This is a genomic window from Flavobacterium sp. HTF (assembly GCF_003105115.1).
Taxonomy (GTDB): Bacteria; Bacteroidota; Bacteroidia; order Flavobacteriales; family Flavobacteriaceae; genus Flavobacterium.
In genome coordinates this window covers 1-15,624 of the sequence record NZ_QETH01000093.1, presented here as the reverse complement: position 1 = coordinate 15,624, position 15,624 = coordinate 1, and the positions used below count along the sequence as shown (strand labels likewise).

The window sequence follows — 15,624 nt, the reverse complement described above, 5'->3', positions numbered from 1 at the left end:
GAATAAGAAGAATGAATGCAAATAAACTAATAACAGCATATAAAAGAAAGGCGAAAAAAGAAGCTCTTTGTATTCCTACTTTATTAGGTATACCTATGAAGGTGTAACTTTTAAAAAGTAACTTAGAAAAAAAATTCTCTTTCTTTAATATTAAATTATCTATTGAAAAATATCGTCCCGAATTTGTCAGTAACAAAACAACTAACAAATTAATCAATATGGTCGTTCCTAGTGTTTTTGTCGATAAAATAGAATCTAAAATTGGCAGTACAATAATTAAGAGAATATTTATTATTGGGGTCAGGCATCCAATTACAAATAATAATATAGCAAATAATGTGACTAAAAAAACTAGTGAAATCCTATTAAAGCCGTCAATAAGAAAATATGAAATAAAAATTTCATAAAAACGAAAAAAGATAATTAAACCAGTTAAAATTCTTAAAAATGAAACTTTTTTAAACTCGTTTTCTGGTATATAATTTACATTTAATAATGTTTTACCAATAAAAAAATCAATAATTTTTAATATCATTTACTCAAATTTTGCAATTCCAAATCCTGACTTTCCATATTCATTACCATTGTAAAGCATATATCTACTGTCTTTATGCTCAAAAATAAATGGATAACATATCATTTCCGAATCCCATCCTGTTTTTGACACATTGATACCACTTTCATTATGCTTACGCTCCCAATGAATTCCATCTGTACTATGAGAGTATCCTATTCTATATTTTGTTCCATCTCCGCTACGATATGAATACCACATATGATAACCATTATTATCAATTATTAGCGAGGGTTTTGAAAAAGCTTGTGCAACTCCTATTTCATATGGTATTGCAATACCATGTTTTTCCCAATTATCTCCATCAATTGATGTAGCATATTTAATAACATGTATCATTTCTCCATTTTCTGAAGTCCAATCTATTGTTGACCCGTACCACATTTTATAAATACCTTCATGAAACATTACCCAAGGATATGATAAACTTATTTTATCTTCTTCGTCTGTTTTCATAAAGACATGAATTGGGCTTAGCTGCAAGTTTTTCTTATCAAGCAATTCTAATCTTCCAATATCTCCTCTCCAATGTTCACCATCTTTGCATTGCCAGCCCATAAAAAGTATATATTGTTTATCATTTTGCAAGTAACAATTACCTATACTAACTCCGTGAGAATAAAAACTTTCTTCTCTACCATAAGAAAAAACAACTTTATCTGGATTATTGATGTTTTCTAAAGTAACTATATCTATATCAACAAAAGATACTGACGATTTATTCAAACTATTTCTTGCACTATAAAATATTCTAAATACATCATCTTTAAGATGAACTGCAAGCGGATTAGAGGCATGAGAAATAATTTCTTTACAACTACTTGAAACCTTAAATATTTGACCTAGTTTATTCCATTTCATATCACTTAAGCGTTAATAGTATTGGAGAATGGAGAATAAAATTGCAAGTTAGGAACTGCTTCAAATTTTTTCTTTAAAAAATCATGATAATGTGGATTTGCAAGCAAAATCAAAAAACTATCGTTCAATATACCTGAACTAATTGCATTTTCAACGCTAAGGACACTCTCATTTGATTTTGCTTTTACATCGTCGATGAAGTAATTTACATAAGAATTGAGATTAGTGTAAGTCTGATAGAAAAAAGATGTTTCACCATACCCAAAAGCAACAATATTTTTTCCTTTATTATTCTCTAAAAATGTATTCAAATTAAAAATCCAATTGTGCGATGTATAAAAATTTCTATTTTTTTCATATGCCAATACATCCGAAGTAGATTTTCCTTTTCTTAAAATGAAATAACCTATTGTTGTAATACACTTATAGCCAACTTCAAATCTTTCGACTTCAAATCCATTTTTTCGACATAAATGTATAAATTGATTAGTTGTAAAATGATGTAAATGATCTAAAAAATAGACATCAAAACTATCAGAATCTTGTATCGGTGCGCCAATAATTATTATACTGTTTTCTTTTGCTATATTCCATTTTTTTTTAAGAAAATCATTTGGGTCAATTGTATGCTCAATCACACAAGTAGACAAAATCAGATCATACTTTTCCTCATCTGATATATCTTCATAACTAACATTACGCACATTAGCAATTTTATTAGCATACTTAGCCGCTTCGTGGCTTGGTTCTACTCCATATTTATTTTTTGCATCAAATAAATTAAGCAAATTACCACTTCCACAGCCTATTTCAATAATACTGTCAATGCTTTTTATATCGTTGCCAATTAGTTTTTGAATCCACTCAAAATGCATTTCACTTTTAAGCATTGCAATATTATTATAAATATATTGCGGGTCATTGTTTTCTGTATTGAGGTTATAAGAATTATTATAAAAATCAGATAAAAAAGAAACATCATAAGAACGAACAGTACCGCAATTTTCACATTCTTCCTTAAAAATCTCTATATCTACAGTTTTTCCATCTGAGGACATAGAAGGTCTTGTTTTAAGAATAGGTTTAAATACTGTATTATTGCAAACGTAACAATTGCCATTCATTTTTTTCTATCTGTTAAATTTATCATTTCTCCATTCCACATCACTATCTGGACTATTTGAGTGATAACCTAAAAATTTTGATAAATATTCATCTTCAGAATATTTTCCTTTTAAGGCTTTAAATAAATTGATTTGTTGTTTTAAAATTGGAACAACGTACACATTATTAATAGCTCTTCTTATAAAACCAGAGGAATTGTATCCTGCTTTATGAAAAAGCATAGAATCAAACAAGATTACTGAACCCGCTTTTGCAGTTATTTGTTTACTATATTTTTCTACATATTGAACTGATGGAATAGATTCTACTTTATGTGAATAAGGCAAAACAAATGTTCCTCCGGACTCGTTAGTAAAATCATCGATACAGTACAGAGCACCTATTGCAAGTGGCTTTGAAATAACAAAATTTTGATACGGTAAATCACGATGCCATGAACTTTGGTGATGTTCTTCGTTTGGCATGTTTATTATTCCATTTTGAAGATGTAAAATAAAATAATCTCCAATCATTTTTTGTACGATTTCAACAACTCTGGTATTAACTGCAATATTTAAAAAAAACTCATCATAAACTAAAGGGCATCTTACTAAGTTTTGCTCATTGATTTTTTTTAATTTTTCCTCGCTGAATTCTTCCTTTTGTTTTTCGTAAATAGAGTCAAGTTTAATTCGGCAATTAGACAGCTCTAGAGGAGTCAAGACATTTTCTAATATAGAAAACCCGTTTATTTGGAGTTCTTCTATATGCAAATCAAGCAAACTTTCAAGTTTGGTTTGCTTATTAACTCCGTATGATTTTTCAGTATTCATATTAAAGTTTTATTGAACTGCTTTTTTTATCCAGCTTTATCGATCTTGCTGGTAAATAAACTGATGCTTCTTCTGTATTTTTTATAATAACAGCTCCAGCAGCTACAAGAGTCTCTTTAGCAATAATGACTTGATGCCCAATCGTAGCATTAACGCCAATAAAACAATTAGGTTTAATAACACAATGTCCTGATATTACCACATGTGAACTAATAAAATTATGATTTTCAATTACAGAATGATGTCCTATATGATTACCACTCCATAAAGTAACATTATCACCAATCTTTACATATGGCTGAATAGTATTATCTTCAAGAATAAAAGCATTTTCGCCAGGAGAAAACTGAGAAAGATAACTACAATGAGAGCTTACATAAGAAGCAATTTTATAATTCATTTCTTTCGCTTTCAAATATTTTATTTCTCTCAAATTGTTCATTTTAGCATAACTTAAAGCTATAAACATTTCAAAATCATTAGGAGAAAAATGTTTTTCTATATCATCAAAAGGAACTAATGGAAGGTTTTCAAAAGTTGGAGTTAAACAATAATCTTTATCAACAGTAAAACCAACTACCTCATAAGTTGAATCAATATCAAAATAATATTTAGCCAATTGAGCTATATCTCCAGTTCCAAATATTACAACTTTTTTTGTTTTCATTTTCTGACAATTATTGAGAATTCATAAAGATTATAATCGTGTAATAACGCTACGTTTTTTGAAAAATTAATTTTACAATAGTCGAATAAAAAGGAAGGATCCGCATAGTATAAATATTCTTTCATATATTCTTTATCAGAATATTTAGTTAAAACGTTAAATGAAAATCCTTTTATACTGTTTTCATTGATTTTTTTTAATGTTTCCAAAATATAAGCAAGCCAATCTTCGTCTGTATTTTCAAGTTTTACATTAAAAATACCACTTGCAATAACATAATCTGTTTTTTCTATTGGCAGAGTAGTTGTCCATTCAGTGTTTACTTGTTTAGGAAATTTATTCAACGCAGCAATAATCATTTCTTCGGCGACATCAAATCCAATATATTTAAATGAATTATACTTAGAGCTAAAATAGTCATACATTGAACCAAATCCGCAACCGAAATCGAGAATTGAAAAATTTTCCTGATCTGATATTAAATTTGACAATACCTCAAATCGTAATTCCTGAGATACAGCCGAATTCCAGTCTACACCTTCAGGAACTGGCCCAAATTGTTTAATTTTCAAGGTGTAATAATTACTTACTTGATTAATTATTTCATTCATTTCCAGCTATTTTAAAAAAATTACAGGCATCTTTTCCTTCGCAAAAAATCAGATCCAAAACAGAAACATAATGCTCAAATGGATCGTATAATTGTTTATATTCCGGATAACCTGAGTAATCGAAATAATGAACTTTTAAACCAGCATCATTAAAAACTTGCTCATTCATATATGCTTTTGCAGCTGGTCCTGAATAATAATCTGTCCCTTTCAAATTTAAACAAATATCTGCCAATCGCTCTGAACGTTCTTCTTTCAGATCAAATTCAGAAGAAAATCGAATGTTTGATTTTATTTTTATTACTTCACAAATTGCAGAGATAAATCTAAAATTTATTTCAGTTAAATATAGTGATGTTGAATCCAGATATAATTCTTCAAAAAAATCTTTATAATCATTAAAGTTTTTAGATTTTTTATAATTACTTTTAATAATATTCCAATGGTCTCTATTCCAATTTTTATCTGAAATTTTAGTTTCATTAATTTTTTGAAAAAACTTACCTTTAACTTCAACTGGAATTGTCAGCCATTTATTACCATTAGCCGTTTTAATTATATTTCTGTTTCTCCAATCTCTGCGAGTGAATTGCATGTCGTCATAAATAACAAATTCATCTGCTAATGCAATAGCATCAAAATATCCTTTCCAGGGAATATAGTTTGATTGGGTAATTACAATTTTTTTCATATCAAAATTATTATTTGATACTCCAAGTCAAAGAAGGTCTTATCATACCATTAACCCTCCCTAGATATCCTGATTCTCTTTTCACATCTTTTATCTCAAAAGTCAATAATTCCTGATCACTAAAGAGTTCTTTCATTTCATTTGTGTGAAAGTAACAATAAACTTGATAGACATCATCATTCAAAAAATTAGCAGGAATTCGACAAGAAACATCTGTAACTTCGTTAATATTACAATCAAATTTACCTCCAGAACCAAAGATAACATCACCTTTTATAGTTAACAAATCATATCCTATAGAAATTCTTGATTGTTTTGTCTGATTGATAATTTTCAATCTGAAATCAATTTCAGAAGTCACATCTATAATATCAGTAGTATTTTCAGATGAAGCATTTTCTATTGCTCCATACATAATTTTAATATTTTCATTTCCCTTGGCATTGTCAGTGGATTCGAAAGATATCATACGTTCAGAAAAAGAACTGCTTTGCAAATAATCTGATATAATCTTTGTTGGATCTCCATCTCCATGGATTCTGCCATTCTTCATGCTGATTACTCTTGTACATAAGGTTTCTACTGCTGCCATGTTATGACTAACAAACAAAACAGTTCTTCCTCCTCCTCTGGAGATATCTTGCATTTTACCAATAGCTTTCTTCTGAAATTCGGCATCACCAACAGCTAGAACCTCATCGATAACTAAAATTTCAGGTTCTAGAAAAGCTGCGACAGCAAATGCAAGACGAACAGTCATTCCGGAGCTATATCTTTTTACAGGAGTATCAATATAACGCTCACAGCCAGAAAATTCAATAATTTCATCCAGTTTTGAGGCAATTTCCCTTTTGGTCATACCTAAGATTGCACCATTCAAAAAAATATTTTCACGACCGGTCATTTCGCCGTGAAAACCAGTCCCAACTTCTAACAACGATGCTATTCTTCCACGTGATTTAATACTTCCTATAGTTGGTGAAGTTACTTTTGAAAGTATTTTTAACAATGTTGATTTACCCGCTCCATTTTTACCAATAATCCCGAGAACTTCTCCACGTTCAACATCGAAATTTATATCCTGTAGTGCCCACACGTATTCTGAAGTACCTATAGTTGAACGATCATTTGTGTCGCCAATTTTTAGATATGGATTTTCTTTTCCACGGATCTCATGCCACCATCGATTTAAATCGTGAATCAAAGTTCCAGTACCTACTTGTCCTAAACGATATTGTTTAGAAATATTTTCAGCCTTTAAAATAATGTCTTTTTCCAATTGTGAAGTTTGATTAAATAATTGTTTCCGTAGACTAGATATCTAAACTGTATCAATAAAGCTTTTTTCTGTTTTATTAAATGCTAAAAGCCCAATAAAAAATATAAGAAATGTGAAAACAAAAGTATAGAGTATACCCAAAGTTGAAATTTCACCAACATTTAAAAGCATACAACGAGAAGTTTCGACTATATATGCTAATGGATTGTAGGCTACAAGCCATCCAAATTTTGGCAATTTTTCCTTGATTAACTCCATTGGATACATAACCGCTGAAAGATACATAAGAAGCTGAACACCAAAACTCACGAGGTTATTAAAATCTCTATATTTGGTTACTAAGGAAGATATCAGCATTCCTAGTCCAAGTCCCAAAATCCCCATTAACACTATAAGAAAAGGAAAAAAAACAGCAGATGCATTTATCTGAAAAACCGGATTTTGACAATAAAAATAAATATAAAATGCAATAAATATAAAGAACTGAATTCCAAATTTTATCAAATTAGAAATTACAACCGATAGAGGAGTAATGATTCTGGGAAAATATACTTTACCAAAAATTCCAGCATTGCCTGCAAATGTATTCGATGTACCATTTAAACATGCAGTAAAATAATTCCAAACAGTAATTCCTGCCAGATTAAATAAAAATGGAGGAACTTTGCCCGTATTAATACCGGCAACATTATTAAAGATTATTGTAAAAGTAATAGATGTAAATAACGGTTGAATCAAATACCAAAGTGGCCCTAGTACAGTTTGTTTATAAACGGTTATAATATCACGTTTTACAAACAGAAACAACAAATCTCTATATTGCCATACTTCCTTAAGATTTAAAGTAAAGAACTTGTTTTTTGGCGTTATTTCAAACAGCCATTCATTGGAATTTGGGGAATTATTCATTTTAGTTTATGGCATTTATTTTTAGTCGCCTAAAAGTTTAAAAAACTCAAATAATTAACAAGATTTTTACCCTTTTAAAAATTATTTAAAAATAGAAAAAGGTGTTTTAAAAAAACACCTCTTAATCTAAATTTTCACCAAATGTAAATTATTTATCCAGAACTTCAAAAGCAGAATTCATACTTTTAAACTCAGGAACTATTTTCTTCATTTTAGCTACTATATCATCGTTGTCATAAAAATCTGCAATTCCGATAAGCTCATCAATTTCAGTATGCAAATTTTCATACTCGTCTTGTATTTCCTGCGCAATCATAATTTTATTATGATAGGTTGGGAGTGTTTTAGAAGTATCATTTAACAATTCTTCGTATAACTTTTCTCCAGGCCTCAAACCTACGATTTTTATTTTTATTTCTTTATCAGGAATAAAACCTGCAAGTTTGATCATCTTTTTGGCTAAATCTATGATTTTAACCGGTTTACCCATGTCGAATATATAAATCTCTCCCCCGTTACCCATTGCACCAGCCTCTAAAACCAACTGACATGCTTCAGGAATAGTCATAAAATAACGAATAATGTCCTGATGTGTTATCGTTACAGGTCCACCCTCAGCAATTTGTTTTGTAAACAAGGGAACAACAGATCCGTTTGAGCCTAAAACATTTCCGAAACGGGTCGTAATGAATTTTGTAGCGGTCTCTATATTTTCTTTTTGATTTTTCAAAGATAAAGACTGTACATATTTCTCTGCAATTCGCTTACTGGCCCCCATAACATTGCTGGGATTAACTGCTTTATCAGTAGAAACCATAACAAATTTTCTGACATTATATTTACAGGATAAATCAGCCAGATTTTTAGTTCCTTTTATGTTGGTTAAAATAGCCTGCGAAGGATTTTCTTCCATTAAAGGAACGTGTTTATATGCCGCAGCATGATAAACTACATGTGGATTATATGTTTTAAAAACCTTTTCTAACGCTTTTTTACTTCTTACATCGGCAATTACTGCCACAATCTTTGTTTCTGAATTCATGCTTAAGGTTTCTAAGCATAAATTATGAAGGGGAGTTTCAGCATGATCAAGGATTATCACTCTTTTTGGATTAAACCCTAATACCTGCCTAACAATTTCACTTCCTATAGAACCTGCGGCTCCGGTAATAAGAACTGTTTTGTCTTTTAATTGTTTAGAAATTGACTTACTATCTAATACTATCGGTTTTCTTTCTAATAAATCTTCAATCTGAATATTTTTTACTTTCTGAGAAATTTCTTTTTGATTTTCCCAGTCAGAAATCAATGGTACGGTGTAAACTCTGTAGTTAAATTCTAAACACTGATCTACAATAATTAACTGCTCATCTTTAGACAAACTTTTATCAGCGATAATTACACCTTCTGCCGCTACAGAACGCATTAAAGCCGGCAATTTTTTTCTTAAAATCAAAATTGGCAAATCTAACATACGTTTAGATGCATTCTGATTATTTTTATCTACGAATCCAACAATTTTAAAACGAGAAGGTGTTTCAAATTTTAATGCATTTGCAACAGAAATTGCATTTGCATCTGTTCCGTAAATAACAGTTCTTATTAATTTAGAATTGGCTTTTTCTGAAAAGTATAATTCAAAGGTTTGTTTTACAATAACCCGGTATAAAAACAAACCACAAAATGACAGTACTAAATTTATAAATAATGCTGTATTTAAGAAAGCCTTATGTCCAAAATACAATTCAAAAATCAGATTGAAAAATAAAAAAAACACCAAAACTGACATTTGGGAAAACAACAGTTTTATAGCATCAATATAGGATGAGTGTCGAATAATACCTGAATACGTCCTAAATAACCAAAAGAAAAAAACATTTACAAAAATTAAACTGGCTACAAAATAAAAATGATGTGAAGTAATTATATAGCCCAAAGCTGTTCCTTCAAACAGCATATAAGTAAAAGTAAAGGAAAAAACCAATACCATTACATCAATACCAACAATAATCCACCTTGGTAAATAGCTAAGGTTATTGATATTGGCTCTTAGATTTCTTGGCGAAAAATAATTATGCAAGAAGTCACTAACTTTGGTTTGTTTCTCTGTATTCAATTTGGTTTACTTTGATAGTCTAGAATGTAATTTATACAAAAATACGAATTAAAGATATTAAAAAATTTATTTCAATTAAAAATAACAAGTTTACCCTGACTTCAACTTTTTCTCGAAATTATTGCAGTTTTAATCCTAATCTTAGATATTTAAGATACTGTCGTTTGTTAAGAGTTTTTGAACAATTTGCTTATAACGGTTTTAATCCTTGCCTTTTCGGAATCAGTAAGATTCGTTCCGGATGGCAGACATAAACCTTTATTAAACAAATCTTCAGAAACTTTATCTCCATAATAAGGATAATTACAAAATAAAGGCTGAAGATGCATCGGTTTCCATAAAGGTCTTGATTCTATATTGGCTTCTTCAAAAGCCTGTAACAAAATATCTCTATTTATATTCTGAGTGGGTTCTATTAATATGGTACTCAACCAATAATTTGAATCATAATCAGAATTTATATTTTCAAAAACTGCAACTTCATTTATGTGTTTAAATAAATCAACGTAAAAACTATGAATTTGTTTTTTAGACTCTAAATTAGAATTTAAAATTTCCATCTGGCCTCTTCCAATTCCTGCACAAACATTACTCATTCTATAATTATACCCTATTTCACTATGTTGATAATGAACAGCCTCATCTTTTGACTGCGTAGCATAAAAAATAGCTTTTTCTTTTATTTGTTGTGAATTAGTGATAAGTGCTCCACCGCTCGAAGTAGTAATTATTTTATTTCCATTAAATGAAAAAATTCCAAAAGTGCCAAAAGTGCCACATTTTTTTCCTTTGTAATGACTACCAAGAGCTTCTGCACTATCTTCTATAACAGGTATTCCATATTTATCAGCTATAGCATGAATCTCATCTACTTTATATGGCATTCCGTATAAATGAACTGCAATAATTGCTTTTGGTTTTTTTCCTTTAGCAATTCTGGCTTTTATGGCAATTTCCAGTCTTTCCGGACAAATATTCCAGGTTTCTTTTTCGCTATCAACAAAAACAGGAGTGCCTCCCTGGTACAAAACAGGGTTTGCAGATGCAGAAAACGTCATACTTTGACATATAACTTCATCTCCTGATTTGACCTTTAATAAAATTAATGCCAGATGAATTGCTGAAGTTCCGGAATTTAACGCTGCTACGAAAACATCATTGCCATGATATGCTTTCAAATCATTTTCAAAATCATTGACGTTTGGCCCTCCTGAAGTAATCCAATTATCAGTTAATGCTTTTTGAATATACTTCTGTTCTTCTCCACTTAACCGAGGCAAGGACAAAAAAACTCTTTTATCAGCCATTGACATTCCAATAATTTGAATCGTACCTAATATCATCTTCGCTGACTTGTGATAAAGGCAAAGTTGAAAATGAAATCAGTTTTGAATCTTTTTCTAATGATTCTATGGCGTTTGCATATCCGGCTGGTATATGAATAATTTTACTGTCAGTTACAGATGCCGTTATTGTTTCAATAGTTAAATCTTTTGATGGATTTTCCCAATTATCAATTTTTACAAAATGAATTTTAAAAGAACCACTTATACAATAAAAATTTTTAGCATCAAGTTTATGTCCCTGCCAGGCGCGAATAGGGTTTGTTTCACAATTACTTATAATATAAAACCTTTCAATATCCTTAAAACTGAAATCGTTTACATAAGAAATAGTTCCTCTGTGATCTTCAAAATTTCCACCCTGAATGATTTTTGGTTTCATTAGCTTAGTTTTAAACTTGCTTTTTTAAGCATATAAAATTTTGCAGAATATATCAAAACGAGTGGAAGTATAATTACAATAAAAAGTGTAAGCGCATCCAGTTTATGATATAAAAATATAACTGCAAATGAAATAATACTTTTAATTACAGCATAAATTAAGGATACAATTCTATGCTGGATTTTATATTCATTACTTAAAATCTGATAAAAATGAAGTCTGTGTGCTTCAAAAATATTTTGCCTGAGATATAATCTGTGCAAAATTGTACAGATTGCATCTACTCCATAAACTGCCAAAAACAGAAGCCAGACAATGGAGTTGGTATTTAAAATTAGTTTTAAAAGTAGATAAATTATCCAAAAAGCAATGGCAATACTTCCCACATCACCTGCAAAACACTTTGCTTTTTTTCTGTAATTGAAAAATAAAAAAACAACACTTGCCAGTATCGGATATATTATAAAATCTGTATCAATAAAAAGCTGTACACTTTTGTTCACATACCATAAAGCGCCCATTACCACTATTGTATACAAACCTGTTATTCCATTTATTCCATCCATGAAATTATAGGCATTTATAATTCCAATAGCAAAAACATAGGCTAATATAATTCCAGGAATGGGTACACTATTAAACACGCCTAAATCATAAAAAATCAAACTAATAGCCAGAAAATGAACTGAAATTCTGATTTTATTAGAAAGACTTTGTATATCATCCCAAAAACTGACTAAGCTGACCAAAGTAATTCCGGTAAAGAAGAAATAATTATATTCAATATTCTGAGCAAAATAAAGCAATGCTGCGAGCCAAAAAATAATACCTCCGCCTCTTAATGTAATTTCTGTATGCGAGCTACGAAGATTTGGTTTGTCAATAATATTGAACTTGTCTGCAACTTTAAAGTATAATAACTCGAGTATGAATAATATAAAAAATAAAATGGTGTAAATCATGAGATGAGTAACAACTTTAAAAATGTTTTTATGTTAGATCTTAAATTTTAAAATATTTAAAAGATATTCACCATAACCAGATTTTTTTAACGGTTCAGCTAATTCTCTTAATTGCTCTGAAGTGATAAAACCTTGTCTCCATGCAATTTCTTCAATGCAACCCACTTTTAATCCCTGACGTTCTTCTAAAACCTGAACAAATTGTCCAGCCTGCATTAAACTATTGAATGTTCCGGTATCTAACCAGGCTGTACCTCTGCTTAGGATTCCGACTTTTAGATTTCCTTGTTTCAGGTAAACTTTATTCACATCGGTAATTTCATATTCGCCTCGCGCACTTGGTTTGATATTTTTAGCAATTTCAACAACTGAATTGTCATAAAAATACAATCCGGGAACAGCAAAGTTTGATTTTGGCTCCAATGGTTTTTCTTCTATAGAAATTGCTTTTTTATTATCATCAAATTCAACAACTCCATAACGTTCCGGATCTGAAACATGATAAGCAAAAACAACTCCTCCTTCCGGATTAGCATTTTCTTTTAATAGCTGTTGTATATGAGTACCAAAAAAGATATTATCGCCTAAAACCAGAGCTACCTTATCATTGCCAATAAATTCTTCACCAATTACAAATGCCTGTGCCAAACCATTTGGATTAGGTTGTTCGGCATAGCTAAATTTACATCCAATATTGTTACCATCTCCTAAAAGTTTTTTAAAGTGAGGTAAATCATGAGGTGTTGATATAATTAAAATTTCATTAATACCTGCCATCATTAAAGTTGACAAAGGGTAATAAATCATTGGTTTATCGTAAACCGGCATTAATTGTTTACTAACTGCTAAAGTTAGAGGATGCAATCTCGTACCTGAACCTCCTGCTAATATAATTCCTTTCATATTTTTTTATATAAAATTCAAATGACGTACAATTACAAGTTCATCATTTTTTTTAAACTATCCTTGTAATATGGGACATCAACCTGGTATATTTCTTTAATCTTTGATTTATCTAATAGAGAGTATGCCGGGCGTTTTGCGGGTGTTGGGTATGATGAAGACGGAATTCCGCCCACCTCACAATTATAACCTCCTGTTTCTTGTATCGCTAATGCAAATTCATACCAGCTAATTTCTCCTTCATTTGAAAAGTTAAAAATTCCCGGCTGCCATTCTGAATGCATTATTATGTCAATAATTGCCTGTGCTAAATCAGCAGCATATGTTGGACTTCCTATTTGATCATTCACAACATTCAGATTATCTCTTTCCTGCATTAAGCGAGACATGGTTTTAACGAAATTATTACCAAAACCTGAGTATACCCATGATGTGCGAAGAATTACTGCATTAGGGTTTTGTTGCTGACATAGTTTTTCACCAGCTAACTTAGTTGCCCCATAAACATTAATTGGATTAGTTGCAGCGTCTTCTTTTAAAGCTACTGATGATGTTCCATCAAACACATAATCGGTAGATATATGTACTAACTTTGCATTATTTTTTAAAGACCATTTTGCTAAAACTCCAACGGCTAAATGATTTATTGTATCAGCAAGATCTTTTTCAGATTCTGCTTTATCTACAGCTGTATAAGCTCCACAATTAATAATTATGTTTGGATGAATTTCTTCTATTTGTTTTTCTAAAATGGATAAATTATCTAAAGAAACCTGACTTCTGTCTGCAAAAAACCATTCGAATTGAGTATAATTTTTAGACAATAATCTAAATTCTGATCCTAATTGTCCATTTGACCCCGTTACTACTATTTTTTCCATTAAAACAAACTATTACAGTCTTCAATAAAAGGAAGGATCTGATCTTTTTCTGAAACAATAGCCTTCTCTAAATCCATTCCCCAATCAATATTAAGAGAGGGATCATCATATTTAATTCCACCTTCAGAAGCTTTATTATAAAACTGATCACATTTATACATTATAGAAGCTGTTTCAGTTATTACAGAAAAACCATGTGCAAAACCCTGAGGTACTAATAATTGTTTTTTATTTTCTGCAGACAGTAGAATGGTAAATACTTTTCCATAAGTTGGAGATTTTTTTCTTAAGTCTACTGCGATATCGATAATCTCCCCGTCTAAAACACGAATTAATTTTGTTTGCGCAAAAGGAGGGTTTTGATAATGTAGCCCTCTCAAAGTCCCTTTTTTAGAAAAGGACTGATTGTCCTGCACAAAATCAATATCAATACCCAAGTCTAAAAATTTAGTTTTACTATATGATTCAAAAAAATAACCTCTTTCATCACCAAAAACAGTAGGCTCCACTATAATTAAATCTTTTATAAATGTTTTTACAATGTTCATTTTAATTATGTATGTTAAAGCTTTTAATCGTTTTTTCAAGTGCTTCTTTGGTTGAATATGGGAGTTTTTCAATTTCCAAAGCAGATTTTATTTTTTGATTTGATACTCTGTAATTTTCTGTCAATTTTTGTACTGTTTCAGAATTTAGAGGTAATTTTATGATATCTCCAAATTTAGCTGCACCATTTATTAAAACTTTAGGAATAGCAACAGACCAATTTTTTTTATTTGAAACTGAAGATATTAATTTTACCAGTTCATTAGTCGATAACATTTCATCATCTGAAAAATTATAAACTCCCGACTCTATATTCTTTTTTTCAAGAATTTCTTTAATCATAAAATTAAGATTATCAATCCCTAAAAATGATCTTTCATTCTTAAATGCTGCCAATGGATATGGAATATTCTTTTGAATAATGCTATATAGCAAATTTAAATTCCCTTTATTACCAGGTCCATGAATCATACAAGGCCTGATAATAAATATTCTTTTACCCTGAGGGATTTCTTTTGACAAAATATACTCTTCTGCTTTTAATTTTGATTGTCCGTATGCAGTTTTGGGATTTGCAGGAAAGTTTTCAAATAATATATCCGACACCTCATCTGCAACAGCTTTTACACTACTAAAATAAATAAAGTCTTTAATTTCACTATCCAGAAAATAATTAAATAATTCTTTAGTCAATTCTGTATTGATATTAAAATATTCTGAAGCGTCACTTATATTTTTAGTATCATGCGCTTTTCCCGCCAAATGAACAATAGCATCAGCATTAAAATTTTCTTTCCAAACCTGATTACGCAAGGAAATATTGTTTACCTCACATGAATTTGAGAGATAATTTGAGAGATTCTTTCCAACAAAACCTGAAGCGCCTGTAATTATAACTTTCATTTTTTTATAACTCCAATGATTTTCCAAATAAATCTAAACTTTATCTTATTTTTAGAAAA

General features: G+C 30.1%; 17 protein-coding genes. All 17 read right to left on the bottom strand.

The genetic code is table 11. The annotated features are described in order from the left end of the window. A partial coding sequence (locus tag DCO46_RS19210) for a hypothetical protein (protein ID WP_207784980.1) occupies positions 1 to 535 on the bottom strand: 535 nt, incomplete at its 3' end. Then, entirely contained in the window at positions 536 to 1,435 is a 900-nt protein-coding gene (locus DCO46_RS19205) for a hypothetical protein (RefSeq protein WP_116754103.1), read from the bottom strand. It abuts the gene before it with no gap. A 5-nt stretch (positions 1,436 to 1,440) separates the two neighbouring features. Next, complete coding sequence (locus tag DCO46_RS19200; protein WP_165829024.1) at positions 1,441 to 2,493, bottom strand: class I SAM-dependent methyltransferase; 1,053 nt, start codon at positions 2,491 to 2,493, stop codon at positions 1,441 to 1,443. Between the two features lie 72 nt (positions 2,494 to 2,565). After that, complete coding sequence (locus DCO46_RS19195; RefSeq protein WP_116754101.1) at positions 2,566 to 3,372, bottom strand: phytanoyl-CoA dioxygenase family protein; 807 nt, start codon at positions 3,370 to 3,372, stop codon at positions 2,566 to 2,568. A gap of 1 nt (position 3,373) precedes the next feature. Then, a complete protein-coding gene (locus DCO46_RS19190; RefSeq protein WP_116754100.1) occupies positions 3,374 to 4,039 on the bottom strand; it encodes an acetyltransferase in 666 nt (221 codons plus the stop codon). Beyond that, positions 4,036 to 4,650: a class I SAM-dependent methyltransferase gene (locus tag DCO46_RS19185; protein WP_165829022.1), complete on the bottom strand. Its 615-nt coding sequence runs from the start codon at positions 4,648 to 4,650 to the stop codon at positions 4,036 to 4,038. The genes DCO46_RS19190 and DCO46_RS19185 overlap by 4 nt, the downstream gene beginning before the upstream one ends. Continuing rightward, positions 4,643 to 5,341 (bottom strand): WbqC family protein, encoded by a 699-nt coding sequence (locus DCO46_RS19180; protein WP_116754098.1) that lies wholly within the window; start codon positions 5,339 to 5,341, stop codon positions 4,643 to 4,645. The genes DCO46_RS19185 and DCO46_RS19180 overlap by 8 nt, the downstream gene beginning before the upstream one ends. 10 nt (positions 5,342 to 5,351) lie before the next feature. Next, entirely contained in the window at positions 5,352 to 6,620 is a 1,269-nt protein-coding gene (locus tag DCO46_RS19175) for a polysaccharide ABC transporter ATP-binding protein (protein WP_116754097.1), read from the bottom strand. A gap of 42 nt (positions 6,621 to 6,662) precedes the next feature. Beyond that, the gene (locus tag DCO46_RS19170) at positions 6,663 to 7,529 is read right to left on the bottom strand and encodes an ABC transporter permease (protein WP_116754096.1); all 867 of its coding nucleotides are present in this window, start codon (positions 7,527 to 7,529) and stop codon (positions 6,663 to 6,665) included. Between the two features lie 148 nt (positions 7,530 to 7,677). Beyond that, positions 7,678 to 9,645 (bottom strand): polysaccharide biosynthesis protein, encoded by a 1,968-nt coding sequence (locus DCO46_RS19165; RefSeq protein WP_116754095.1) that lies wholly within the window; start codon positions 9,643 to 9,645, stop codon positions 7,678 to 7,680. A 167-nt stretch (positions 9,646 to 9,812) separates the two neighbouring features. Beyond that, entirely contained in the window at positions 9,813 to 10,952 is a 1,140-nt protein-coding gene (locus DCO46_RS19160) for a DegT/DnrJ/EryC1/StrS family aminotransferase (protein WP_116754104.1), read from the bottom strand. Next, positions 10,945 to 11,370 (bottom strand): WxcM-like domain-containing protein, encoded by a 426-nt coding sequence (locus DCO46_RS19155; protein WP_116754094.1) that lies wholly within the window; start codon positions 11,368 to 11,370, stop codon positions 10,945 to 10,947. The genes DCO46_RS19160 and DCO46_RS19155 overlap by 8 nt, the downstream gene beginning before the upstream one ends. Next, complete coding sequence (locus DCO46_RS19150) at positions 11,370 to 12,332, bottom strand: MraY family glycosyltransferase (protein ID WP_116754093.1); 963 nt, start codon at positions 12,330 to 12,332, stop codon at positions 11,370 to 11,372. The genes DCO46_RS19155 and DCO46_RS19150 overlap by 1 nt, the downstream gene beginning before the upstream one ends. Positions 12,333 to 12,365: 33 nt before the next feature. Next, entirely contained in the window at positions 12,366 to 13,235 is an 870-nt protein-coding gene (gene rfbA, locus DCO46_RS19145) for a glucose-1-phosphate thymidylyltransferase RfbA (protein ID WP_116754092.1), read from the bottom strand. A gap of 32 nt (positions 13,236 to 13,267) precedes the next feature. After that, a complete protein-coding gene (gene rfbD, locus DCO46_RS19140; protein ID WP_116754091.1) occupies positions 13,268 to 14,116 on the bottom strand; it encodes a dTDP-4-dehydrorhamnose reductase in 849 nt (282 codons plus the stop codon). Beyond that, positions 14,116 to 14,664: a dTDP-4-dehydrorhamnose 3,5-epimerase gene (gene rfbC, locus DCO46_RS19135; RefSeq protein ID WP_116754090.1), complete on the bottom strand. Its 549-nt coding sequence runs from the start codon at positions 14,662 to 14,664 to the stop codon at positions 14,116 to 14,118. The genes rfbD and rfbC overlap by 1 nt, the downstream gene beginning before the upstream one ends. A 1-nt stretch (position 14,665) precedes the next feature. Further along, positions 14,666 to 15,565, bottom strand: a complete 900-nt coding sequence (locus DCO46_RS19130) for an NAD-dependent epimerase/dehydratase family protein (protein ID WP_116754089.1) — start codon at positions 15,563 to 15,565, stop codon at positions 14,666 to 14,668. Between the last annotated feature and the right edge of the window lie 59 nt (positions 15,566 to 15,624).

Bases quoted from the DNA above. Each gene is read 5' to 3' on its own strand.
- DCO46_RS19160 (WP_116754104.1), bottom strand. From the start codon at position 10,952: ATGGCTGATAAAAGAGTTTTTTTGTCCTTGCCTCGGTTAAGTGGAGAA.
- DCO46_RS19190 (WP_116754100.1), bottom strand. From the start codon at position 4,039: ATGAAAACAAAAAAAGTTGTAATATTTGGAACTGGAGATATAGCTCAA.
- rfbA (WP_116754092.1), bottom strand. From the start codon at position 13,235: ATGAAAGGAATTATATTAGCAGGAGGTTCAGGTACGAGATTGCATCCT.
- DCO46_RS19180 (WP_116754098.1), bottom strand. From the start codon at position 5,341: ATGAAAAAAATTGTAATTACCCAATCAAACTATATTCCCTGGAAAGGA.
- DCO46_RS19130 (WP_116754089.1), bottom strand. From the start codon at position 15,565: ATGAAAGTTATAATTACAGGCGCTTCAGGTTTTGTTGGAAAGAATCTC.
- DCO46_RS19205 (WP_116754103.1), bottom strand. From the start codon at position 1,435: ATGAAATGGAATAAACTAGGTCAAATATTTAAGGTTTCAAGTAGTTGT.
- DCO46_RS19195 (WP_116754101.1), bottom strand. From the start codon at position 3,372: ATGAATACTGAAAAATCATACGGAGTTAATAAGCAAACCAAACTTGAA.
- rfbD (WP_116754091.1), bottom strand. From the start codon at position 14,116: ATGGAAAAAATAGTAGTAACGGGGTCAAATGGACAATTAGGATCAGAA.
- DCO46_RS19185 (WP_165829022.1), bottom strand. From the start codon at position 4,650: ATGAATGAAATAATTAATCAAGTAAGTAATTATTACACCTTGAAAATT.
- DCO46_RS19155 (WP_116754094.1), bottom strand. From the start codon at position 11,370: ATGAAACCAAAAATCATTCAGGGTGGAAATTTTGAAGATCACAGAGGA.
- DCO46_RS19150 (WP_116754093.1), bottom strand. From the start codon at position 12,332: ATGATTTACACCATTTTATTTTTTATATTATTCATACTCGAGTTATTA.
- DCO46_RS19200 (WP_165829024.1), bottom strand. From the start codon at position 2,493: ATGTCCTCAGATGGAAAAACTGTAGATATAGAGATTTTTAAGGAAGAA.
- DCO46_RS19170 (WP_116754096.1), bottom strand. From the start codon at position 7,529: ATGAATAATTCCCCAAATTCCAATGAATGGCTGTTTGAAATAACGCCA.
- rfbC (WP_116754090.1), bottom strand. From the start codon at position 14,664: ATGAACATTGTAAAAACATTTATAAAAGATTTAATTATAGTGGAGCCT.